Source organism: Flavobacteriales bacterium, from assembly GCA_016704485.1.
GTDB lineage: Bacteria > Bacteroidota > Bacteroidia > Flavobacteriales_F > PHOS-HE28 > PHOS-HE28.
The window spans coordinates 1,376,306-1,400,288 of sequence record JADJAA010000001.1 but is presented as its reverse complement, the minus strand read 5'-3'; the positions used below and the strand labels follow the sequence as shown (position 1 = coordinate 1,400,288).

At 49.9% G+C, this 23,983-nt stretch carries 21 protein-coding genes and 1 tRNA gene; 5 read left to right on the top strand and 17 right to left on the bottom strand.

Translation table 11 applies throughout. The annotated features are described in order from the left end of the window. Positions 1-7 precede the first annotated feature (7 nt). The 3 genes from IPF95_05920 to IPF95_05910 form a co-directional block, all read right to left on the bottom strand. Positions 8-874 (bottom strand): polyphosphate kinase 2 family protein, encoded by an 867-nt coding sequence (locus tag IPF95_05920; protein ID MBK6474231.1) that lies wholly within the window; start codon positions 872-874, stop codon positions 8-10. A gap of 242 nt (positions 875-1,116) precedes the next feature. Beyond that, complete coding sequence (locus tag IPF95_05915; GenBank protein ID MBK6474230.1) at positions 1,117-1,293, bottom strand: hypothetical protein; 177 nt, start codon at positions 1,291-1,293, stop codon at positions 1,117-1,119. A gap of 248 nt (positions 1,294-1,541) precedes the next feature. After that, entirely contained in the window at positions 1,542-1,682 is a 141-nt protein-coding gene (locus IPF95_05910) for a hypothetical protein (GenBank protein ID MBK6474229.1), read from the bottom strand. 201 nt (positions 1,683-1,883) lie between these two features. On the opposite strand from IPF95_05910, the gene IPF95_05905 reads away from it, so the two are divergent. Further along, positions 1,884-2,543, top strand: a complete 660-nt coding sequence (locus IPF95_05905; protein MBK6474228.1) for a uridine kinase — start codon at positions 1,884-1,886, stop codon at positions 2,541-2,543. Here the strand turns inward: IPF95_05905 and IPF95_05900 are convergent. From IPF95_05900 to IPF95_05840, 13 genes are all read right to left on the bottom strand, one after another. Further along, a complete protein-coding gene (locus IPF95_05900; protein ID MBK6474227.1) occupies positions 2,537-3,124 on the bottom strand; it encodes a nicotinate-nucleotide adenylyltransferase in 588 nt (195 codons plus the stop codon). The two genes, IPF95_05905 and IPF95_05900, sit on opposite strands and share 7 nt — an antisense overlap. Positions 3,125-3,267: 143 nt before the next feature. Beyond that, positions 3,268-3,840: a guanylate kinase gene (gene gmk, locus IPF95_05895; GenBank protein MBK6474226.1), complete on the bottom strand. Its 573-nt coding sequence runs from the start codon at positions 3,838-3,840 to the stop codon at positions 3,268-3,270. 14 nt (positions 3,841-3,854) lie between these two features. Further along, a complete protein-coding gene (locus IPF95_05890; GenBank protein ID MBK6474225.1) occupies positions 3,855-4,724 on the bottom strand; it encodes a YicC family protein in 870 nt (289 codons plus the stop codon). Between the two features lie 260 nt (positions 4,725-4,984). Then, positions 4,985-5,920, bottom strand: coding sequence for an EamA family transporter (locus IPF95_05885; GenBank protein MBK6474224.1), 936 nt, complete (start codon positions 5,918-5,920; stop codon positions 4,985-4,987). A gap of 318 nt (positions 5,921-6,238) precedes the next feature. After that, positions 6,239-6,415 carry a hypothetical protein gene (locus IPF95_05880; GenBank protein ID MBK6474223.1) on the bottom strand — a complete coding sequence of 59 codons (177 nt, stop codon included), beginning with the start codon at positions 6,413-6,415 and terminating at the stop codon, positions 6,239-6,241. A 143-nt stretch (positions 6,416-6,558) separates the two neighbouring features. After that, complete coding sequence (locus IPF95_05875; protein MBK6474222.1) at positions 6,559-8,076, bottom strand: T9SS type A sorting domain-containing protein; 1,518 nt, start codon at positions 8,074-8,076, stop codon at positions 6,559-6,561. Continuing rightward, positions 8,073-8,243, bottom strand: a complete 171-nt coding sequence (locus IPF95_05870) for a hypothetical protein (GenBank protein ID MBK6474221.1) — start codon at positions 8,241-8,243, stop codon at positions 8,073-8,075. Before IPF95_05870 ends, IPF95_05875 begins: the two co-directional genes overlap by 4 nt. 466 nt (positions 8,244-8,709) lie before the next feature. Beyond that, positions 8,710-8,991: a hypothetical protein gene (locus tag IPF95_05865; GenBank protein MBK6474220.1), complete on the bottom strand. Its 282-nt coding sequence runs from the start codon at positions 8,989-8,991 to the stop codon at positions 8,710-8,712. Continuing rightward, positions 8,988-10,508 (bottom strand): T9SS type A sorting domain-containing protein, encoded by a 1,521-nt coding sequence (locus IPF95_05860; GenBank protein MBK6474219.1) that lies wholly within the window; start codon positions 10,506-10,508, stop codon positions 8,988-8,990. The genes IPF95_05865 and IPF95_05860 overlap by 4 nt, the downstream gene beginning before the upstream one ends. After that, positions 10,505-11,122 carry a T9SS type A sorting domain-containing protein gene (locus IPF95_05855; GenBank protein ID MBK6474218.1) on the bottom strand — a complete coding sequence of 206 codons (618 nt, stop codon included), beginning with the start codon at positions 11,120-11,122 and terminating at the stop codon, positions 10,505-10,507. The genes IPF95_05860 and IPF95_05855 overlap by 4 nt, the downstream gene beginning before the upstream one ends. After that, positions 11,119-12,624 (bottom strand): T9SS type A sorting domain-containing protein, encoded by a 1,506-nt coding sequence (locus tag IPF95_05850; protein MBK6474217.1) that lies wholly within the window; start codon positions 12,622-12,624, stop codon positions 11,119-11,121. The genes IPF95_05855 and IPF95_05850 overlap by 4 nt, the downstream gene beginning before the upstream one ends. Before the next feature lie 277 nt (positions 12,625-12,901). Beyond that, positions 12,902-13,366, bottom strand: coding sequence for a transposase (locus IPF95_05845; GenBank protein MBK6474216.1), 465 nt, complete (start codon positions 13,364-13,366; stop codon positions 12,902-12,904). Between the two features lie 55 nt (positions 13,367-13,421). Further along, positions 13,422-14,009 carry a hypothetical protein gene (locus IPF95_05840; protein ID MBK6474215.1) on the bottom strand — a complete coding sequence of 196 codons (588 nt, stop codon included), beginning with the start codon at positions 14,007-14,009 and terminating at the stop codon, positions 13,422-13,424. Positions 14,010-14,355: 346 nt separating this feature from the next. Between IPF95_05840 and IPF95_05835 the strand changes: the two genes are divergently transcribed. The 3 genes from IPF95_05835 to IPF95_05825 all read left to right on the top strand — a co-directional run bounded on the left by IPF95_05835 (position 14,356) and on the right by IPF95_05825 (position 20,010). Continuing rightward, positions 14,356-15,495: a cystathionine gamma-synthase gene (locus tag IPF95_05835; GenBank protein MBK6474214.1), complete on the top strand. Its 1,140-nt coding sequence runs from the start codon at positions 14,356-14,358 to the stop codon at positions 15,493-15,495. A 190-nt stretch (positions 15,496-15,685) separates the two neighbouring features. Then, on the top strand, positions 15,686-17,773 hold the full coding sequence (locus tag IPF95_05830) for a T9SS type A sorting domain-containing protein (GenBank protein MBK6474213.1): 2,088 nt from the start codon (positions 15,686-15,688) through the stop codon (positions 17,771-17,773). Positions 17,774-17,934: 161 nt separating this feature from the next. Next, positions 17,935-20,010, top strand: coding sequence for a T9SS type A sorting domain-containing protein (locus tag IPF95_05825; protein MBK6474212.1), 2,076 nt, complete (start codon positions 17,935-17,937; stop codon positions 20,008-20,010). Positions 20,011-20,367: 357 nt separating this feature from the next. Here the strand turns inward: IPF95_05825 and IPF95_05820 are convergent. Next, positions 20,368-20,440 (bottom strand) — tRNA-Gln (locus tag IPF95_05820). Positions 20,441-20,568: 128 nt separating this feature from the next. Between IPF95_05820 and IPF95_05815 the strand changes: the two genes are divergently transcribed. Further along, on the top strand, positions 20,569-23,931 hold the full coding sequence (locus IPF95_05815) for a DUF2723 domain-containing protein (GenBank protein ID MBK6474211.1): 3,363 nt from the start codon (positions 20,569-20,571) through the stop codon (positions 23,929-23,931). The last annotated feature ends 52 nt before the right edge of the window (positions 23,932-23,983 follow it).

Below are 23,983 nucleotides of genomic sequence, written 5' to 3'. Positions count from 1 at the left end.
AAACCGTTCATTCGGCCAACAACAGCACTTTCCCTTCCTCCAGCTCCTTCTTGTCTTTTGCGCTCAATTCCGGATCCATTGGGTCCATTGCCTCCAGTTCTTCGCGCACCAAGCGCCCGACGATCGCGCGACTTTCCCATTGATCGTCGGCTGGCACTATGAACCAAGGTGCATGCGGAGCAGCAGTAGCGCTTATCGCCTCCTCATATGCGTTCTGATATGCATCCCAATGTCCACGTTCCGCAATATCACCCATACTGAATTTCCAGTTCTTCTCTTTTTCCTCGATACGCTCAAGGAACCTTTCCTTTTGAGCCGCTTTGCTCATGTGGAGGAAGAATTTCAACACAACAGTTCCTTGCCGTGCAAGATGTGCTTCAAATTCCCGAATGCTCGCGTAACGATCCTCCCAGAAGGCTTTATCCGCATCATCCGGCTTCATGATCCCAGGAATATGTTGGCCCAACAAATACTCCGGATGCACTTTAACGACGAGCACCTCTTCATAATGACTCCGATTATGGATCCCGACCATCCCCTTTGCCGGAAGGGCCTTGGCGTGTCGCCACAAGAAATCATGGCTCAATTCCTCGCTATTAGGTGCTTTGAAGCTATGCACATTGCATCCCTGTGGGTTCACACCACTCATAACGTGGCGGATACAACTGTCCTTGCCCGCTGCATCCATTGCTTGGAAGATCAAGAGAAGCGACCTTGTACCTTCTGTATATAATTTGGTTTGAAGCTCACTTATACGATCTCTGTCCTTCTCGAGTGAATCCTTCAATTCCTTTTTCTTGAGTTCATCACCAAGATCAGTCTTGAAAGCACTCAGGTCGACCGTTCCTTGCTTATTGACGCAAAAGCTTGGCATATGAAGAAGTTCGGTCATTTTTCGTTCCGGATATTCCGAAATATAGTGGGCAACTGCGATAGGACGCATTCAATGCCCATGTGATACCCTTCTGTGACGACTAATTGACCTTGGTGCGATCAACTGAATTTCAAACCAAAAAATGCACGAAGGACCATCCGAACGTAACAAAGCCCCAACTTTCGTAGGGGCTATGCTACCTGAGGGCTTTCAGCCTTCGGCAGGGCGAACGCTCAGCCTTGCTAACGGTAGCCGTTGATGTATGCGTTGGCAATGATCTCGCTTTCGCGAATAAGGCCTTGCACGATCTCTCGGATCACGTCATTCAACTGTTGTTCCGTGTAACGGTTCAGGTCATTGTACACGTGCGTTTTTCGCTTACTGCTTTTGATGAAGGCTATCTTGTCCTTCTTCGTCATGGAACCTTCTACGCAAGATCGCGCTGAAAGGATCCAGAGAATTGCAAAATAGTTCGGCGGCCCTACAGGGACGGGACTATAATTTAATGGACCTTACTAGGCCAAGTCCTCAAACATCCCTTGAAAACCGGGTATGGACGGGTCATGGTATAGCATTTACGACCCTCCATGAACATGCATGCTGACATCTATAAAAAAGTACGGCGGCACCTCCAAGAAAGTGCCGCCGCAGTTGTATCGTCTTCAAGTTAAGAAACTGCCATCCGGCTTAACGTACGAATGGTAAGCATTTCATGCAGGAGCCGCATGTAGCGTTCCACATCTCCTTTCAACATGTAACGCGTTGCTTGGCGCTTCAACTTGAGGTAGTGGTCCTTTGGGGTTGTCATTTTCTATCTGGTTTAAGGAATACACCGTGACATATTCCAACGCCGTGCCAAACTGCGTGGAACGGAACAACAAGCAGTGTTTACAAGGCATTCCGCGTACCCATGGATCCAGGTCCGGCGTACACGACGATGAACAAGGAGCAAAATGACCGTTCCTAATTCCCTTGATCACAACGACCCGGTTTGCCTACATTTGGCACCATGCTGCGCGGAGCCTATCTGGTAGGTATTGCTGGCGGAAGTGGCTCCGGCAAGACCAGCCTGGTGCGCGCTCTCCGTGAACGGTTGCCCGACGGCACTGTTTGCCTGGTTTCCCAAGATGATTATTATCGCTCCAAGGAAGAGCAAGGGGTTGATGCAAATGGTAAGGTCAACTTCGACCTTCCTCAAGGGGTTGACCTGAATGGCTTGGCAAAGGATCTTCGGACCCTGGTTGCAGGCGACCCGATCTACCGGAAGGAATACACCTTCAACATAGAAGGTCAGGAACCGAAACTGATAGAACTACGTCCTGCTCCGATAATTCTGGTGGAAGGTTTGTTCGTATTACACCATGAACCCGTACGTGAGCTTTTCGATCTGCGGGTATTCATTGAGGCCAGCGAAGGAGCGCAGTTGGATCGTCGCATAAAACGGGATACGAAAGAGCGCGGTTATGGAGAGGAGGAGATCATGTATCAATGGGATAACCATGTGTTACCTGCTTACCGCAACTATTTGCTGCCATACAGGCATTTATGTGATCTGCACGTGGTGAACGAAAATAATTTTGAGCGCGCACTCACCGTTCTGCATGACCATTTGCTCAAAACAGCAAGCATCGTGGAGCCTATATCACTGAGCGGTATAAAGACTCAATGATACAAGCGGTGCTGGCGGATGTAGCGCAACACATCGGGAGCGACCAACGCTTCAACTGGTTTCCACGTTCCTATATCCTCACGGATGCGTGTCGAAGAAACGTTCAACATTGGTGAGTCGTTGACGATCTTTACCTTGGCGTGATCGCGGTATACGGCATTCTCCAGGTGTTGCTCCACACCTTCACGTGGATAGACCAGGATAGTATGGTGCTCCAGGATCTCTTCAGGATCTTTCCAAGTGTGCAATGTGGCTAGGTTATCACTACCAATGATCAGATCGAAAACGTGATCCGGCCACCGATGGCGCATGAACCTTAGGCTATCTGCCGTGTAACTTGGCCTTGGCATATCGATCTCAAACCCACTGGCCACCAACTTTTCATTGCCTTTTACAGCAAGCCGTACCATGGCCAAACGATGCGTATCCGCACTTAGTACAAGGTGTTTCTTGAATGGATTCTGGGGTGTTACCACCAACCAGACCTGATCCAGTTGCTGGGTCCTGAGCATATGCTCGGCAATAGCAATGTGGCCTACATGTGGCGGATCGAAAGACCCAAAAAGACACCCGATATGCATGGGTCAGCGAGAAGTGTTTTTTCGATGGATTACCATATTCTGACGATCAAGCGGCAGTGGGTCACTACCAGTTCCGAGTTTTGATCGATCTTACGTGATCATCCAAAATAAGTTCCAAGGCATTGAAATTGCTTTTACTCGGATCAGCCAATAAATTTCTTGACCAGATCATAAGCCTCGTCACAAGCGTGTTCAAGTGTATCATTCACAATGATCGCATCGAACTGATCGGCAAATGTCATTTCGTGGGCTGCTTTATCGATCCGCTTCTTCAACGTTTCGATGCTCTCCGTATCACGTTTTCGAAGACGAGCCTCCAATTCCTCGATGGAGGGTGGGCTAACAAAAATGGCCAGCGCCTGATCACCGAATACCTTCTTTAGATGAAGGCCACCGATCACATCCACATCAAAAATGGCGATGTTACCCAGTGCCCAAATGCGTTCGATCTCACTTTTCAATGTTCCGTAGACCATACCGGGATACACTTCTTCCCACTCTATGAATGCATCCTGTTCGACCTTTTCCTGGAACTCCTCCATGGAAATGAAGAAATAATCCTTTCCATCCACTTCAAAAGAACGCTTCGATCTATTGGTAGCGCTAACAGAGAACGTAAGTCGAAGTCCTTGGGCCAACAAGCTACGCACGATCGTGGTCTTCCCTGCTCCCGACGGAGCAGAAACGATGATGCACTTACCGGTTTTACTCTGCATTTCCGTCGATAAACTCACAACACATTAAGGATCTGCTCCTTCACCTTTTCCAACTCGTCCTTCATGCGCACTACTACTTGTTGGATCGCGGCATCGTTGGCCTTTGAACCGATGGTATTGATCTCGCGCCCCATTTCCTGTGCAATGAAACTGAGCTTACGCCCTTGTTGCTCATTGCCGTTCATGGCCTCTTCAAAGTACGTGCAATGCGAACGCAGCCGAACTTTCTCTTCGGTGATATCAAGCTTCTCCAGATAGAAGATCAATTCCTGTTCAAAACGATCTTGATCCACTTTTGCTTCCAATTCGGCAAGCTTAGCGCGCATCCGTTCGCGTGTCCGCTCAGCCCGAACAGCATCCATTTCAGCAACCTCGTTCAACAATTTGCTGATCTCGGCCACGCGTTCCTTCAATTCGGTATGAAGTCGGGCACCTTCGCTGAGCCGGAACTCATCGAGCGCCGCAACAGCATCATTGAATAGAGCTCTCACAGCATCCCATTCTCCCTCGGCAATTTCCTCCGCTGTAGTTGTAGCAACGTCCGGCATGCGCAGAACATGTGCGAATAGGTCGGTGGTTATGTGCGGGTCGATGTCCTGTGCGATCTCCTTCAACTCCGTGTAGTAGCCACGTACGAGCTCGCGATCGAAGGAAGTTCGTTTCGCACTTTGTAAGCCTTCCACATTAATGAACGCTTCGGCCTTACCCCTGGAAATGTGGGTCGCCAGATATTGGCGCAACTCCACCTCGAACTCCTTGTATAGCGAAGGCACCTTCAGGAAAAGATCCAATTGCTTGCTGTTCAAGGACCGTAATTCCACAGTCACTTTCTTTTCCTTCACCACCCCTTCGGCCCGGCCGAAACCGGTCATTGATCTGAGCATACGCAGTTATCTAGCGGGCAAATGTAGTGGTGGCGAGGCTGTTGGCGGTGAATGTTGGGATCAGATGATCAGATGATCAGAAAATCAGAAAATTGAGTGACTGCATGGTCGAAGCAAGGGTCCATAGCACTGGCACGCAGAAAAGACAGTGAGCGTCCATTTAGCCCGTCATTGCCCAAGCCGACAGCTAATGACCGACAACCACATTCACTATCCGCGGTGATCATTACTTTCTGTGTTATCAGTGGTCTATTCACTATTCACCTGAACTCTTTTTCCCGTTTACTCACCAAGTACACACCCAAGAAGATCGCTGCACCGCAAATGAGTTGTGGCAAGCCAAAAGGTGTTTCATACTGACCTGGTATACCCAAACGTTCCGCACCGATACGCATGAAGAGCCACGTGCCCAAAGCAGCCAGCACCGGCTGAATGTAGATGTAGGTTCCCACCACACTTGCCGAAACAATACCCAATGCCCACGTGTTCAACAAGTACGCAACGAATGTTACCATGATCACCACAAAGAGGAAGGAGGCCAGCACCGCATTGGAAAGCGAATGCCACTGCACAACGCTCAATTCCTTCCACGAGAAAGGCGTTATGATCAATAACCCGAAAAGGAATGACCAGGCCATAACGGTAATGGCATTGTACTTCCGCATAAGCGGTTTAACAATGACCAAGTAGATGCCATAGCTTATCGCATTGATCAGAATAAAAAGATCACCTAACAGTGTAGCTCCTGTACCCCCATCCGATGGCTTGAAGAAGATCAACGCCAAGGCACCGCATGCGCCGAGCACCACACCCAGCACTTTGGTGGGCGTTACGCGCTCGTTGATCAATATGGCAGAAAGTACCAGCACCAGAATGGGTGTAGCCACCATGATAGTGCTGGAATTGATGGGCGACGTGCGCATCAATCCATTGAAGAACATCGTTTGGTTTACCGCCACGCCGAAAAGTCCACAGAGAAAAAGCCGGACCAGATCAGCGATGGCCGGTCGTTCGAAGCGCAATGCATAGATCAGCCAGAAAAGCGCTCCTGCACCGAGCACCCGCATCAGTACGAATCCGTTCGGGCCAATAGCCTCGGGCATCAGTCCTTTAGCGATCACATAATTAACGCCGTAGATCGCATTCACGATAAAAAGCGCGATATGTGCAAGGGTATTCCGGTCTGCTATAGGCATGGCGTTCCTGGTCGTGATCCGAAATGGGATGCGAATTTAGGGTGCTGGCCTTAGCGGTGGATCAAACATCCTAAGAAGCAGAGCATAGCATCCTTTTCACTTCTTGGCGCATTTATGAAGCCCCAAATTCAAACACCTTTAACCCACGCAAGGTGAAGCCCAGCTGGTCCTCGAAGACACCGCCGCCGGTTCCGCAAGCTTGCTGAATGTCCGCTGCTCCCGGCCTTGAGCCGGGATGAGCGGACGCCGCTTGACAACTGCAACCGGTAGGTAAGCCGGAACCATTCCTTGAAAAAAGGTGCTGGTGCGGTTATGACCCTACTCCTGCACCATGATGTACTGGTACCGCATATCCAACTGCGTCGCATCAATCGTATCCAACAGGCCTTGCGTGATCTTTATTGGATAAAGGGAATAGTTCACTGGCTTAAGCATTATTTCCTTCCATTGTGATGGAGCAATTTGCGCCGGGCGTTGCGCCATGATGACTTGCATGGTGAGGGCATTCGGCACCTCGACTACGCTCGGCGACCTAATGCCGCTAGGTCTTCGAGCGGAGTCGAGAAGCCTAGCGGATTCCTTGTCTTGCGCACACAAAAACAACGGAACCCAAAACACGAAAACGAATGCGATCAACCTCATCGTAAAACAGTTAAGTGGGTCGATAGTTTAGTACCACCCCAACGCAACGTAGCGGTGTATGCACCATGCTCTTGATCACTCAGATCGAAGCTGTGAATGGTACTCCACTGCGGTATGCGTTCTTGCAAAATAACGCGACCTGCTGCATCCAGTATTTCCAACGAACCTACTTCTGAATTTGCCGGATAACTGATGGTGAATTGGCCGGTGCTTGGGCTGGGAAACACCGTAGCTGTTCGAGCGGAGCCGAGAACCGACGGTGTGAGGGTATTGATCCCCAAGCTATCACACACACTGCCATCTATTGGGCCTAAGTGGTAGTTGGGGTGGTTGGGTAGGGAGTTGAAATTGTACGTGGGTAGTTCAATGGCATGTTGCTGGAAATCGCAAGCTAAACCAGGAAGGTCCGGCGCATTGATCACATGCAAATGAAAGGTGCCATTGCCGGTGCTGATGTAAATTTTACCATCTGGAGCCAATTGCGCTATATCAAAGACCGTTGCCAAAGGTGGGCTGGGCGAGTAGAAGCCATCCCAAGTGCCCAAGTGGACCATAGACCCTGCGATATCTGCAACGGTGACATCGTATTGATACACATCCAAGACCGAGGACACATAAAGGAACTGACCACTGGGCGAAAACGCAACGCCTCCCATCTGGTTATAATCCTCTATGGCGATATGAACCGGGTTGGACAAAAGACCAGTGCAACGATCGAAATCAAAGATTTCTAAATCGTCTTCTGCGCCATAGTAATAGGCGAACTTGTCGCCATTCGGAGAAAAGCAGACCTGACCTCCATCAGCATGCCGCAACATACCAACTGATTGCTGGAATGGACCTTGGATACCATAGGGTGTGACTAATAAGCGCAAATAGATATTTGCAAATTGCTTGTGACAGAAGACCCACCAATCTCGTCCGTTGGCATGCCGCACACTGGTGATCTTACCAATGTTCAACGTGTCATCGATCAGCACGATGTTCTTGGAAACAACTGAACCGAAGCCTCCATTCATATTCAGGTCAATCGCGGAAACGTATAGGTACTGAGCGAATGATTCTGAGAAGTTGTCGATAGTCCCGTGAAAAAGGTAGTGCCGTGAAGGACTCCCAGGGATAGGTATGATCAACGCGTCTTGAGGTGTATGTAATCCTTCGTTATAGGTCGTTGAGTAGTTACTAGGGCTCAGCCCTGTCCCATTCTGCATGGTGTCGCCTATTGCATCTGCTACCCATGCTCCGTTGGTGCTGAACAACAGAACACCATTGCTAACGGTAATATTGGCATTCGCTCGACTATAGCCGATATCCCGGTACTGGTAGTAGATGTCCGGTATTCCTAAAATATAATCAATGTTGGTGCCTCCCCAAGGGGAGCCCTCATCGTTATCGTATCCCATTAAGAAGAAATTGTTCAACCCTTGGGCGAAGCTTTGGTGACTGACCAATTGGCCAGCCACCAAGGAGATCGCTATGCCGATAGAACGCATGCTTCTCGGTTGGGTTGTCATCGCACGATCATCAGTTTACCAGTACCAATGAGATCCGTGGCACTGCTTACTACGTAATGGTAGGCACCTTGCTTCAATTCCGCTGTGCTGAACTCGTGGCGTTCATGTTCCGAGCTTAAGCCGTGCCGTAATACTTCTTTGCCCAGCGCATCGTAGATTAAACCCACGCAGGGTGAACCCCAGCTGTTCCTCGAAGACAAACCTCCGCCGGGTCTGTCCGCTGCTCCCGGCCTTGAGCCGGGATGAGCGGTCGACCCTGCGGCTCGCTAGCGTAAACGACAAGCCTTTCATGACGATCAAGATCCATTTATTGTAATGCAAGATAACTGCATTCCATCACAGTCGGCGTCAACTCGGCCTGCGCTTCAGCGGTGCCAAGCCATTGATGACAAGTAAACTTCTCGAAATAGACCGCGTCGGGTTTACTACTCAGCTTACGAACGGCCATACGTTTTAACCCACGCAAGGTGAAGCCCAGCTGGTCCTCGAAGACACCGCCGCCGGTTCCGCAAGCTTGCTGAATGTCCGCTGCTCCCGGCCTTGAGCCGGGATGAGCGGACGCCGCTTGACAACTGCAACCGGTAGGTAAGCCGGAACCATTCCTTGAAAAAAGGTGCTGGTGCGGTTATGACCCTACTCCTGCACCATGATGTACTGGTACCGCATATCCAACTGAGTAGCATCGATAGTATCCAAAAGCGCTTGTGTAATGCGAATAGGATAAAGCGACGCATTAACCGGTTGCAACATCATTGCTTTCCATTGCTCCGCAGGAATAGTTGCCGGCCGCTGTTGTATGATCACATGCATGGTAAGCGCGTTGGGTGCTGGCCATGCACGTGCTGTGGACGGGCTTTGTGCCGACGCGAGTATCGGTAAAGCAAGCATAAGTAGGAGGTAGTAACGCTTGCTCATGGTTGTAGTATTACCCGTGTGTTGGCGGAACGAGTGCCCCATTGCATGCGGCAATTGTACAAACCTGCTGGGGTGTTCTCTAATGCCACATTATGTATTTGGCTCCAAGCTGCCAAACGGTGCTGGTAGACCACCCGGCCTTGTACATCCAGAACCTCCAACAAACCGGGTTCCGGGTGAGCCGCAAAACTCAACGCGAATGTGCCTGTGCTTGGGTTGGGGTGTGCGCTAACGCTCGTTCTCGGCTCCGCTCGAACACCTAGCATGCCTGTATTGATCCCCAAGCTATCACACACACTGCCATCTATTGGGCCTAAGTGGTAGTTGGGGTGGTTGGGTAGGGAGTTGAAATTGTACGTGGGTAGTTCAATGGCATGTTGCTGGAAATCGCAAGCTAAACCAGGAAGGTCCGGCGCATTGATCACATGCAAATGAAAGGTGCCATTGCCGGTGCTGATGTAAATTTTACCATCTGGAGCCAATTGCGCTATATCAAAGACCGTTGCCAAAGGTGGGCTGGGCGAGTAGAAGCCATCCCAAGTGCCCAAGTGGACCATAGACCCTGCGATATCTGCAACGGTGACATCGTATTGATACACATCCAAGACCGAGGACACATAAAGGAACTGACCACTGGGCGAAAACGCAACGCCTCCCATCTGGTTATAATCCTCTATGGCGATATGAACCGGGTTGGACAATAATCCTGTACAACGATCAAAGTCAAAAATCTCCAGGTCATCCTCCAATCCATAGTAGTACGCGAACTTGTCGCCATTGGGTGAAAAGCAAACCTGACCAACATCTCTGTGCCTGATCATGCCAATTGATTGTTGGAAAGGCCCTTGAACACCGCTAGCTGTAATCAACATTCGATAATAGACGCTAGTGAACTGTTTATGACAATACACCCACCAATCACGGCCATTAGCGTGTCGAACTGCAGTTATTTTCCCTTTATTAAGAGTGTCTTCCAAGAGAATATTATTCTTAGTAATGACAGAGCCCAAGCCGTTGTTCGCATCCATATCAATAATCGAATAATACAGATAACTGGCATATGATCCCGAGAATTCATCCAAAGTCCCGTGAAACAAATAGTACTGTTCATCATTTGCAGGGTTTGGAATGATTACAGCCAATTGTGATCCATGCAACCCCTCCGGATAGAGGGAAGTATAGTAGCTTGGACTTAATCCTGTTCCATTTTGCATGGTGTCACCTATGGCATCAGCCACCCATGCACCGTTGGTGCTGAAAAGCACGTTGCCAAGGTCATCAGAAATATTCGCATTCGCCCGACTGTATCCGATATCACGGTACTGATAGTAGATATCAGGCGTACCAGAACTAAAATTGACGTTAGTGCCACCCCACGGTAAGCCCGCGTAATTCTCGTACCCCATCAAGAAGAAATTATTCAAGCCCTGCGCGAAGCCTTGGCGGCTTACCAATTGGCCAGCCACCAAGGCGATCGTTATGCAGATCGAACGCATCTTTCTCGGTTGGGGTATCATCGCACGATCATCAATTTACCAGTTCCAATGGCATCCGCGCCACTGCTTACCACATAATGGTATGCACCTTGCGTCAATTCCGCTGTGCTGAACGCGTGGCGTTCATGTTCCGAGCTTAAGCCGTGCCGTAATACTTCTTTGCCCAGCGCATCGTAGATGACTAAAGTGCCATTTTTGTCTTCGGCCATGCTGTACAAGAGGGTAGCAGCGTCATCAGTCGGGTTCGGTTGGATACTCACTTTTGAGACAGCGTTGAGTTCCAAGTTCTTGTAGATGATGCCATGTTGCAGACAAAGGTTGGCATCGTCGTATTCCACATCGTCATCGATCAGTGCATAAAGTGAGCGTGCACGGAATACCGCGTTACCACCCACCAGTGGGCACTGGTTGGCAATCGCGAAGAGGTCACTGGTCTGTGTTGTGGTGAAATCGTCCACGTCCTTACCGATGGTGGCCAGATAAACCTCGTTTACTGTTTTCGCGTTGCCTTCTATCAATTTAGTCGTTACGATACTTGAGTTTGCCAACTTAACTCCATCGGCAGTGAGCACGTTGGAGGCGTTGGCACTTAGTAATCCGCTAGCCAAGACCAAGAGGGCGTATATTCTTTTCATTGTTCCAATATTATTCGAACAGCAGCGCTTTGTGCCCCCCAAGCTAACCTACAGTTGTAAATACCCGCCGCCTGGCCGTGCAGCCCAACTTTATGCACTTGGCTCCATGCTGGCAGTTGCGTACGGAGCACAAGCCGCCCGGAAACGTCGCGCACTTCTACTTCACCGGCGAGACTTTGCACCGGATAACTCAACATGAAGTCGCCAGCACTTGGGTTCGGATAGACATTTACGCCGAGCCGTAGCGATTCTTCAAGCACCCCAACATTGATCCCCAAGCTATCGCACACACTCCCATCCACCGGCCCCAAATGGTAGTTGGGGTGGTTGGGGAGGGAGTTGCTGAAATAGCGTGTCAGATCAATGTCATGCTGCTCGATGTTACATGCCAACCCTGCGGAATCCGGAGAGTGGATCACGTGCAGTTTATCTGTGCTATTGCCAGTGCCAATGTAGATCTTACCATCCGGTGCGAGTTGAGCGATGTCGAACAAGGTTGCCAACGGCGGGAATGGGGAGTACGTACTGTCCCATTCGGCGATGAGGACCTCGGATGCAGCCAGATCCGGTGCCTCGGTGTCATATTGGTACACATTATCCACATCTGTTATGTAAAGGTACCGACCGTTCGGTGAGAAGGCGGCTCCATTTCCAAACTCCAAGTCCGTGTACGTGACCGACACTGGTGATGAAAACAAGCCTGTGCATCGATCGAACTCAAACAACTCCAGACCAATATCCCGCCAGTAATAGGCGAACTTGGTCCCATCGGGCGAAAAACACACTTGCCCCGTAGCCCAGATACTGAGATCGCCAATGGACTGGGTGCCGTCCAAGTTGATGCCTGCTGGGGTGATCAAGTAGCGATAGAAGGTATTGGTGTTCAGTATGCGGCAGAAGGCCCACCAATCGCGGCCGTTCGCATGACGTACCGCTGTCAAGTGCCCCAGGCTGATCTCATCGTCCAGGATAGAAACGTTCTTGCTCACCACAGCACCCAAACCCCCATCTAAACTCATGTCGATGGTCGTGAGAAGCAGGTGCTCTGCATAGATATCGACGCTGTTGTCGATGGTCATGTGGAGCAGATAGTAAATGTTAGAGTCTTCGGGCTTGGGTAGGATCAATACGATTTGGGAACTGTATAAACCCTGCGGATATTGGTTGGAGTAGGATCCAGGATTCAGGCCACTTCCGTTGACCATCGTATCACCTAAGGCGTTCGCGACGAATACGCCGTTCGTGCTGAACAGAAGCACTCCATCCAAATCAGAAATGTTTGCGCAGGTACGACGGAATCCGATATCGCGTGAGGTCGTATTGAGAACGAGATTTCCGCTAATGAACTGCAAATCAACACTACCGTATGGAGGAGGGTAGCCACTCCCGAATCCACCCAGCCAGAGGTTGTTCAATCCTTGCTGGGCCTGAACTTGACACAAGGGTAATAACCCTTTTAACAAGCCGAAGCAGAAACAAACAAGGAACGCCAACCTGATCATCGCGTACCGCCCTACTTAGTGAACGATCATGAGCTTACCCACACCAATTACCCCGGAAGGTCCTCGAACCTAAACCCACGCAGGGTGAACCCCAGCTGTTCCTCGAAGACAAACCTCCGCCGGGTCTGTCCGCTGCTCCCGGCCTTGAGCCGGGAGCAGCGGTCGACCCTGCGGCATGCTAGCGTAATCGACAAGCCTTTCATGACTTTCAAGATCCATCAATTGTAACGCAAGTTAACTGCATTAAGACCACAGGGTGACCCGTCCTAAAATAAGTTTACAGGTTTTGTTTGATGTCCGAAGATAGATTTACGGTTATTGTTTCGTCCTGATCTGGGTTTACGGTTGTTCGCTTTTTATAGTAATTCTTCCAGGAGCGTTGTACATGGAGTTGATTGTTATGGACGTGGTCTGGGGTGAACATGCTTATGCTGGCATGTGGTCTTTGAGTGTTGTATAGGAATACGGCACGATCAAGTTCCACGCGCACATCTTCTATTGTATCAACATGGCCCAAGTCCAAATACTCCTGTTTGAGTATGCCGTTAAGCCTTTCGGCCACAGCGTTTTCCAAAGGATCACCGTTTTCGGTCATACTGATCGTAATGCCATTGTTTTGGAGCATTAAACCCACGCAGGGTAAACCCCCGCTGCTCCACGAAGACAAACCTCCGCCGGGTCTGTCCGCTGCATTTGAGCGGTCGACCCTGCGGCATGCTAGCGTAATCGACAAGCCTTTCATGACTTTCAAGATCCATCAATTGTAACACAAGTTAACTGCATTAAGACCACAGGGATCACCACGGTGCTCCTTTCCCATCCAAGTATCCGTATTCATGGTATGCCACTAATGGGGCAGCGCGTTGCTCTCCTCGCACATAGAAGGCGAAGCTGGAATGTGGATATTCAACAGCATCTTCCGCTAACCGCCATTTCTTACTGATAGGATTAGCATGGATATACTTCAACTTCGCCTCGATCATCTTACCACTGAAACATTCGATCAGATCAGTGGAGGTTGCGAAAACACGGTGTTTCTGTCCACGTGCAACATCAGAAGGGCGCAGTCCGGAACTCAATTGCGTTAGAATGGAATTTCGGCCATCTGCTTTCAGTCTTTCGATGATCTCATACGCTAATAATCGTTTGCCATTGCTCAGGACCGTATTGATAGCTCCATCTTGTGGAACTCGGATCACAAAATGTGCATGGTTGGGCATAATGGCATAACCAAAGAATCGGTATCCAAGAGAATGAGCTTGGTGCATCCAGTTGTACACCAGATCATATCCGTTCACTTGTTCCAACAATGGCAGCCATTGATAACAGGTGAACGTCGCGAAATAGACCGCGTCGGGTTTGCTACGCAACTTACGAACGGCCATACGTCGAATGTATCGCTAATTCCGGCACAAGGGCGCAGGGTCGTCTGCCGTACGGCAGACATTCCGCAAGCCTACTGAACCGGTGGAGGCTTGTCTGCGTGGGTTTAAGCGTCATGTGAAATCGTTATCGCGTCTTCGATGTCGCAGGGTCGTCGCCAGAGCACGACAGACCCGGCGAAGGTTTGAGGGCATGGTGTTCCGGATCGTGATCCGAAATGGGATGCGTATTTGAGGTGATGTAGTTGGGCATATGATCATGCACACCGTACAACAACAAAGACCTGCCCCTCTCTTCCCTGGCGATCACACCAACCTACCTTCGCAGACCAACAGAAAAGGAAGCACAATGCGACGCGGTACCAAAGCCATTCACGCAGGCGTAGAACCTGATCCAACAACCGGGGCGATCATGACCCCGATCTACCAGACCAGCACCTATGTACAGTCGGCACCTGGCGATCATAAAGGCTATGAATACAGTCGCACGCACAACCCAACGCGGACAGCTTTGCAAAAAGCGCTTGCCGAATTGGAGAATGGCAAACACGGTCTCTGTTTCAGTAGCGGTATGGCGGCGATCGATGCGGTCGTGAAATTGTTGAAACCCGGTGATGAAGTGATCAGTACGAACGATCTATACGGTGGTACTTATCGCATTTTCACCAAGATATTCGAGCATTATGGGATCAAGTTCCACTTTGTGGATATGAGCGACCCGGACAATGTGAAGGCCAACGTGAATGCGAACACGAAACTGATCTGGGCCGAAACACCAACGAACCCGACCTTGAAGATCATTGACATCAAGGCACTGGCGGCCATTGCGAAAACGCAGAAGTGCATGCTCGGTATCGATAACACGTTCGCTAGTCCTTATTTGCAGAACCCCATCGACCTGGGTGCGGATATCGTAATGCATTCAGTTACCAAGTACCTCGGCGGCCATAGCGATGTGGTCATGGGCGCATTGGTGGTAAAAAGCGATGACCTCAACGAGCGGTTGGCCTTCATTCAGAACAGTTGTGGCGCCGTACCCGGTCCGCAGGATTGTTTTCTGGTATTGCGCGGTCTGAAAACGTTGCACCTACGCATGGAACGCCATTGTGAGAATGGGAAAGTGATCGCCGAGTGGTTGGTAAAGCACCCGAAAGTGGACAAGGTCTACTGGCCAGGATTACCAACACACCCGAACCATGCCATCGCCAAGAAGCAAATGCACGGTTTCGGTGGTATGATCAGCTTCACCATAAAGGGCGATAAGTTGGCCGATGCAATGAACATCCTCTCCCGGACCAAGCTTTTCGCTTTAGCGGAATCCTTGGGTGGAGTGGAATCCTTGATCGGGCACCCGGCAACCATGACGCATGCAAGCATACCGCGGGAGGAGCGCTTGAAGGCGGGGTTGGCCGACAGCCTGATCCGACTAAGTGTAGGTGTGGAAGACGTGGAAGACCTTATTGACGATCTTGCTCAAGCACTGGCGTAATTCACGGATGTCTCTGGCCATTGTTCGTCGGGGTCCAGAAGACATCTGCCGAATTTCATGATCCCTATATGGAAGTGAGTTTCCACGTTAGCCCCGTTTATGGTGGGTCCCGAGACGAGCTGACCCTATATCTTTACGTTCCCTCATTGTTCGCAGCCCCTCTCCTCGCGACCATAATTTTCAACTATACATGCGCAATTTGTTACTAGTTATTCTCACCGTGTTCTGCATGCCTGTTATTGGTCAACAGGATGATGAAGGGTTTCGTTGCAATGCCAACAACCAAGATGAGCTGACCAAGCACCTGAACAACACCCCTGGTGCTTTCGAGGATGCCATGCATGCAAAAGGGTTGTTGGATGCTCGAACAGAAGGCTTTTCAGCCAATGCGGAACGTGGAGGTGACGAACCGTATATCATTCCAATGGTTTTTCACATTATTCACAACAATGGCGTAGAGAACATCACCGATGCCCAGGTCTATGATGCCGTAAGGATCTTGACCAACGATTACACGAAACAGAACGCGGACTGGCCGAACGTACGCCCAGAATTCCTGGACATTGTTGCCGATGTGAACATCGAATTCCGTTTAGCAACGCTTGACCCCGAAGGGAACTGTACGAATGGAATAACGCGTACTGTTTCCACCCAGACCTATGATGGCGATTTCGAGATGACGCAGTTGATCCAATGGCCTCGTGATCAATACATGAACATTTGGGTTGCAGCGTCCGCAGGAAGTGGCGTAGCTGGTTATACGTATTACCCTCAGTGGTTGGATAATTGGCCCGAAGCGGATGGTATTGTCATTGGCCATAATTACGTTGGGTCCATTGGCACGAGCTCCATTGGCACTTCCAGGGTGCTAAGCCATGAAACAGGCCACTGGCTTAACCTAGCGCATTGTTGGGGAAGTACGAATGATCCTGGCGAAGAAGACAATTGCTTTAGCGATGATGGGGTTTCGGATACCCCGAACACCGTGGGGTGGCAATCCTGTTTCTTGCAAGCAGCATCCTGCGGATCACCTTTGGATAACGTGGAGAACTACATGGAGTATTCCTATTGTGGCAAGATGTTCACTGTAGGTCAAGGAGACCGGATGATAGCGGCACTTACAAGTAATATAGCACAACGCTCCAACCTTTGGCAATCGAATAATTTGGCTCAGACCGGAGTTACCACGGACCCGGTTCTTTGTGCAGCGGATTTCCTGCATGGCAATACCGAGATCTGCACTGGAAGTACGGTCCAGTTCACGGATATCAGCTACAACAGCGTAACGCAGCGCACGTGGACATTTCCTGGCGGAACCCCAAGCACTAGCACTGATGAACAACCCATCATTCAATACGATGCTGCGGGGACGTACCCTGTAACATTGCTAGTGAGTGATGGTGTGAACGACCTGACCGTGAGCCAACAGGATCTGATCGTGGTCTATGCAGATACGGGCTATGCCATTCCGTTCAATGAAGGGTTCGAGGCACTGACCAGTATACCGGATAATGAATGGATCGTGCGTGACGTTGATCAGAACGGAACATTCCAGCTTACTTCAAGTGCAGCGTCAAGCGGAGCGAACAGTATCATGCTCACCAATAATAGCAGCATGGTCGGCAGTCTGGACAATATCTACTCGCCCACCTATGACTACTCCAATGCTGGAGAAGTGGTCATTTCCTTCCGGTATGCGTTTGCCATGCGAAACGCGAATAACGATGACCGGTTACGGTTCTACGTTTCCAATAATTGCGGAACGACCTGGTCAATGCGCAAGCAGTTACGCGCCGGGATCGACCTTACTACGGGCGGTATCGTGAGTGGATCCTATGTTCCGAATGATCCAAGCGAATGGGGTTACGCCGTTGTGGACAACATAAGCTCCAATTACCATACCAGTGATTTCCGGATACGATTCGAATTTCTAAGTGATGGTGGCAATAACGTCTACATCGATGACATAAATCTATCGGGAACACCATTGGGGCTTGATGATCTTACCGCTACGGAAAACGAACTAGAAGTAGTTCCGAACCCGGCTACAGAATCCTCGTACGTGCAATTCATATCATCCGGATCAACTGCAATTGACCTTTCGATCATCGACCCAACGGGGCGTCTCGTCAAGACGGTATTCCAAGGAAAACCAGCTGTCGGTCTGCAACGAATATCGCTGCCTATATCGGAATTATCAGCCGGGTTCTATATGATCCAACTAGCACAGGGTGATCAGATCTATTCAGTCCGATTTACGGTGGATCATTCATATTGAGCGAATGGATCTGCGTATTCCCAAGAATGCTTTCGTCAGGTTTTTGCAATTCCTCAACTTAGTAACGCACTAGTGGCACCATGATCCAGTGGAACTTTGCAGAACTAAGACGAACTTCAATACTTTTACTACCCCCCTCATTTGGACCAAAACCTTCCTTTATGAAACTGTTCCTACCCTCGTTGCTCCTTTTGGCAATTGCAGTGCCTTCGTTACAAGCACAGAATGGAGATGTACCGTTCAGCTGTAAAGCGAACGACCTCCACCTTTTGGACCCTGCGCGCGCGGAAGACCCAGCTCTACTAGCACAGATAGCGACTTTGGAAGCGGAGTTGGAGGTATTCACCCAGGAATTTGCCCTGGACGCTTCACGAGGTGGTGGGAGTTATACCATTCCGGTGGTATTCCATATCATTCACGAGAATGGTCCTGAGAATATTTCCGATGAGCAGGTCTTTGATGCCATGCGTGTATTGAATGATGATTTCAACAAATTGAACAGCGATTGGCAGAACGTGAGACCGGAATTCTTAGGTATTGTTTCTGACGTTGGAGTGAACTTTGCACTGGCTCAAAAAGACCCTCAAGGGAATTGTACGAAAGGCATCACGCGAACGGTTTCTGCGCTTACGAACGTAGGTGATCAGGACATGAAGGACCTCATTCAATGGCCACGGAACAAGTACATGAACGTATGGGTATGTGCCTACGCGGATGGAGCAGCTGGCTATACCTATCGACCGGGTGCAGCTGACTTTTTCCCCACTGGGGATGGCATTGTGCTATTGCACAATTATACAGGTGCGATCGGAACCAGTTCCCCCGGCCGCTCACGTACATTGACGCACGAGACAGGCCATTGGCTGAATCTGAAACACACATGGGGTGATTCGAACGAACCCATTGTAACATCGAATTGCTCAGATGACGACAGCGTTAGTGATACACCGAATACCGTGGGTTGGACGAGCTGTGTATTGAGCGGTATTTCGTGTGGCAGTTTGGACAATGTTGAGAACTACATGGATTACAGCTATTGCTCCAAGATGTTCACCGAGGGACAGAAGACACGTATGATCGCTGCATTGAACAGCGGCACAGCACAGCGAAGCAGTCTTTGGACAACGAACAACTTGAATGCGACCGGTGTGGGCTCACCAGCTATCCTGTGCGCAGCAGAGTTCACAAGCAGTATTCAGGAAATATGCGCAGGCAGTACGGTCACATTCAGCGATGTGAGCTACAACAGTGTTAGCTCACGGACCTGGAGCTTTCCTGGCGGCACACCCAACACATCCACGGACCCGAACCCATCAGTGACCTACACCACTGCCGGAAACTACGCGGTAACATTGGATGTGACCGACGGCACAACGAATTTGTCCGTAACGACCAACGATCTAATAACCGTGTTGGCCAACCCTGGTGCAGCGGTACCATTCAATGAAGGCTTTGAGAGCATTAGCTCATTGAATGGATCTTCTTGGACGGTGTATGATCCGGACAACAACAATACATTCCAACTAACGAATGCAGCCGCATTCTCGGGAAGTAACAGTGTTCGTTTATTGAATACCGCTTCAATGACAACGCAATTGGACGAATTCTATTCCGAACCGTTCGACATGTCGAATGCCACTGAGATCGTTGTCACGTTCCGCTACGCATACGCTCAGCGCAATACCACCAACGACGATCGTTTGAGGCTGTACGTCTCCAACAATTGTGGTGACACATGGTCCATGAGAAAGCAATTACGCGGATCCAGTGACCTGAACACTGCCGGAGGAACGGTTTCAAGCAGCTTCGTTCCCTCTGGCGATCAATGGGGCTATGCTGAAGTGACCAATATCAGCAGCTCATACCATACCTCGGATTTCCGGATCAAATTCGAGAGTGAAAGCTATGGAGGCAATAACATCTATGTAGATGACATCAACCTGAATGGTATGCCGGTCGGGCTTGAAGAGCTTTCAGCGAACAGTGGCTCATTGATGATCATCCCGAATCCCGCTCAGGACAATGCTCAACTACTGATCGAAATGCCGTCCAGTGACCAAGTGGTCATTGACTTGATCGATGTTACAGGGCGAAAACTTATTGAATTGTACAACGGTAATCTGGCAGGTGGACCGCAACGGATCGACCTACCGATCTCCACACTTCGAAGTGGTGTGTATATGGTGCGTTCACAACACGGCGATCGCTCGGAAATGATCCGGTTCGTGGTGGAGTGACCGACGAATCCAATTTATTAAAGAAGCCCTTGCCATTGCAGGGGTTTCTTGTTTTGCAACTAGGGCTTCCCGCATCTGCGCTAAAGCGCTGTACGGGATGAATTTCTCCCCATGCCCGGCACAAAAAAACCCCGCTTTCGCGGGGCATTTTGTTGTCTGACCAGGGCTTCCCGCATCTGCGCTGAAGCGCTGTGCGGGATAAACTTCTCACCACGCTCGTAAAACAAAAAAACCCCAATTTCGTGGGGCATTTTGTTGTCTGACCAGGGCTTCCCGCATCTGCGCTGAAGCGCTGTGCGGGATAAACTTCTCACCCTGATCGGACAAAAAAAACCCCGCTTTCGCGGGGTTATTTTGTTGTCCGACCAGGGCTCGAACCTGGACTCTTCTGGACCAAAACCAGACGTGTTGCCAATTACACCATCGGACAATTTCACATTCTTTAAGCGACCATATTGGCTTAAGGAGGTGCAAATTTAACAAGATCCGCTATTCGGAGGGTGGTTCCACCAACTACTTTGGTATTTTCGCGGCTTATCGTTTCGCCCCCAGAGGAGTATGCCGTACAAAAAACTGAACATTATCACCGGTTGGCTTGTGTTCTTGGTCGCCAGTTGGACCTATATCGCAACCATAGAACCCACTGCCAGTTTCTGGGATTGCGGTGAATTCATCGCCACGGCGTACAAATTAGAGGTCGGCCACCCTCCAGGAGCCCCACTTTTCATGATCTTGGCCAGACTAGCTGGCGCATTCGTTGATCCGGAGACCGTTCCATACGCCGTGAACGTGTTGAGCGCTATGGCAAGCGCCTTTACCATATTGTTCCTGTTCTGGAGCATAACGCATATGGCGTACAAGTTGGCCACGCGCAATGGAGTTGTGGTAACACTAGGCGCTGTGATCGCGATCATGGGTAGTGGTGTTGTTGGCGCATTGGCATACACGTGGAGTGATAGTTTCTGGTTCAGTGCTGTAGAAGGTGAGGTTTATGCGCTGTCCAGCTTTTTTACGGCCATTGTATTCTGGGCCATTCTCAAATGGGAAAGCGAGGCCAACGAGCCGCATAGCACGCGCTGGCTCATACTCATTGCCTATTTGATGGGCCTCAGCATTGGAGTTCACCTATTGAACCTGCTTTGCATCCCTGCGATCGCCTTCGTTTACTACTTCAAACGGTATGAAGTTACCACGCTCGGTATCGTAAAAACGTTCATCGCATCGGCCGTGATCCTTGGTGCAATACAAGCGATCATTATTCCGGGCCTTGTTAAAGTGGCCAGCAAATTCGAATTGCTGTTCGTGAATGAAATGGGCATGCCCTTCAATTCCGGCAACCTGATCTACATCCTTCTTTTGGTGGGACTGATCGTATTTGGGATCCGTTACACGCAACGCAATGGGCTGGTCCTTTGGAACACCGTCATCCTCGGTGTAAGCGTGATCCTTATTGGATACAGCACCTACGCGATGATCGTAATTCGCAGTGCTGCTAATCCACCGATCGACGAGAACAATCCGGAGAACGTGTTCAACCTATTAAGTTATTTGAACCGTGAACAATATGGGGACCGCCCACTATTGAGCGGTCAGTTCTGGGATTCACCCTATTCGAATGAGCGTTTGGACGGGACTCCTGTATACACGGCCACCTATCTGATCAAGAAGAACGATCGACCAATTAAGAAATTCTACGACCGCTGGAGCGCACAACATTTCCTAGCAGAGCATCCTGACCATACGGTGGATCACGAATACATCATTACCGACCCACGCAAAGGAACCGAGGTAGTGTATGATCCGGATTTCACGATGCTTTTCCCCCGCATGTACAGCGCTCAGGCCAATCACGAAGATGCGTACAAGAGCTGGAGTGATTTCAAGGGAACGCCGATACGGACCACCGATCGGGAGAATAAACCAACGATCGTGTTCAAGCCTACGTTCGTGGAGAACATGCGTTACTTCTTCTCCTACCAGATGGACTGGATGTACGGCAGGTACTTCATGTGGAATTTTGCTGGAAGGCAGAATGATGTGCAGGGCCACGGGAACAGCATGGATGGCAATTGGCTATCCGGTATAAAACCTATTGATGCGGAACGGCTGGGAAATCAGGATCAGTTACCTCCGAGCATGACCAATAACAAAGCATTCAACAGGTTCTATTATTTGCCGTTGATACTGGGTCTTATCGGCATGCTTTATCAAATTGTAAGGCATAGTAAAGATGGCTCCGTAGTCGCGCTTCTGTTCCTATTCACCGGTGTGGCCATCGTGATCTACCTGAACCAAACACCGTATCAGCCACGAGAACGTGATTATGCTTATGTAGGATCCTTCTATGCATTCGCGATATGGATAGGCCTTGGTGTGTTCGCGTTATATGATGCTGCACGTACGCTTACTCAAAAGGAACTTATTTCGGTCCTAGGTGTTGCATTAGGTATCGGGATTCTGAAATATGTTGTGGAAACCGTACTTGGTGATGACCATGCAACGTCATACACATTGCTCTATATCGCGCTTCTGGGAGGAGGTGCTATTGCCCTGTTCCATGTATTAGGCAAAGCGCTGAAAAACGAAACAGTTGCTGGCGTACTTGCTACATTGATCGGACTTACCGTACCGTTGATCATGGTTGCAGAAGGATGGGACGATCACGACCGTAGCATCCGAAAACCAGCACGTGACCTGGCAAGCAACTATCTTGAAAGTTGTGCCCCGAATGCGATCCTCTTCACCAATGGCGACAACGATACGTTCCCACTTTGGTATGCACAGGAAGTTGAAGGCATACGCACGGATATCCGCGTAGTGAACCTAAGCCTGCTGAACACTGATTGGTACATCGATCAGCAACGCAGGAAGGCCTATGAGAGCGAACCAGTTCCTTTCGGAATGGCACCTGAGCTCTATCGCCAAGGAACGAGGGACGTTGTGGCGTTGATGCCGCGTGGGAATGATGGTTACCGCAACATCAAACAAATGATGGAGTTCGTTAGCAATCCGAAGAACACCGAAGTGCTGTTCCAACGCGGTGTTCGTGACTCGTATTTCCCGACCAACAAATTCAGTATTCCTGTGGATAGCGCAACAGTATTCGGCAACGGTACGCTCTCGGCTGCGGATACGAATTGGGTGCGCAGTGTGGACTTCGAGATCCCGCGGCAAATGCTCTTGAAGAACAGCCTGATGGTTTTGGACCTTTTGGCACACAACGATTGGGAGCGTCCCATTTACTTCGCAGTGACGACCGGACCGGATAGCTACATCAACCTACAGGACCACTTCCAATTGGAAGGACTCACCTATCGTCTGGTACCTGTAAAAAGCGAAAGCTCCAACCCGAATACGCAAGGTCGCGTAGCCGCGGATATCATGTACGAGAACGTAACCACGAAATTCCTGTGGGGCAATATGGACAGTCAGGAGCCGGTATATCTTGATGAGAACATCCTGCGCATGACCACCAACCTACGATTGCAACTAAGCAGTCTTGCTGAAGAGTTGATCGCCCAAGGAAAGGACGACAAAGCACTTACGATCCTTGACCTTTCGCTCAACAAGATGCCGGAACACAATGTTCCCTATGACCGGATCCTTTTACCGACCGTAGAAGCCTACTACGCGATCGGCGAGATCGAGAAAGGGAACGAACTGAGCGAGCGGATCTTTACGATCATGGAAGAGAACATGGTGTATTTCAATAGTCTGGAACCACGCTTCGCAAGTCATTTGAACAATGAAATGGCAATTGCACATGCTGTTATGGGACGATTGGCATCCGTGACATCGCGTTCTGATACAGCAAAGGGAAAATTACTGGAAGATCGTTTCCGAATAATGGAGGACTCGTATCAAGCCAAGCAATTGGAATTGCAAGGCGAAGGACGTCGTACCACCAGACAGTCGTTCTGAACGGATCGAATGGAGCAGCGGATCGGAGCTATGGCATCGGTCCGCTGTTGTA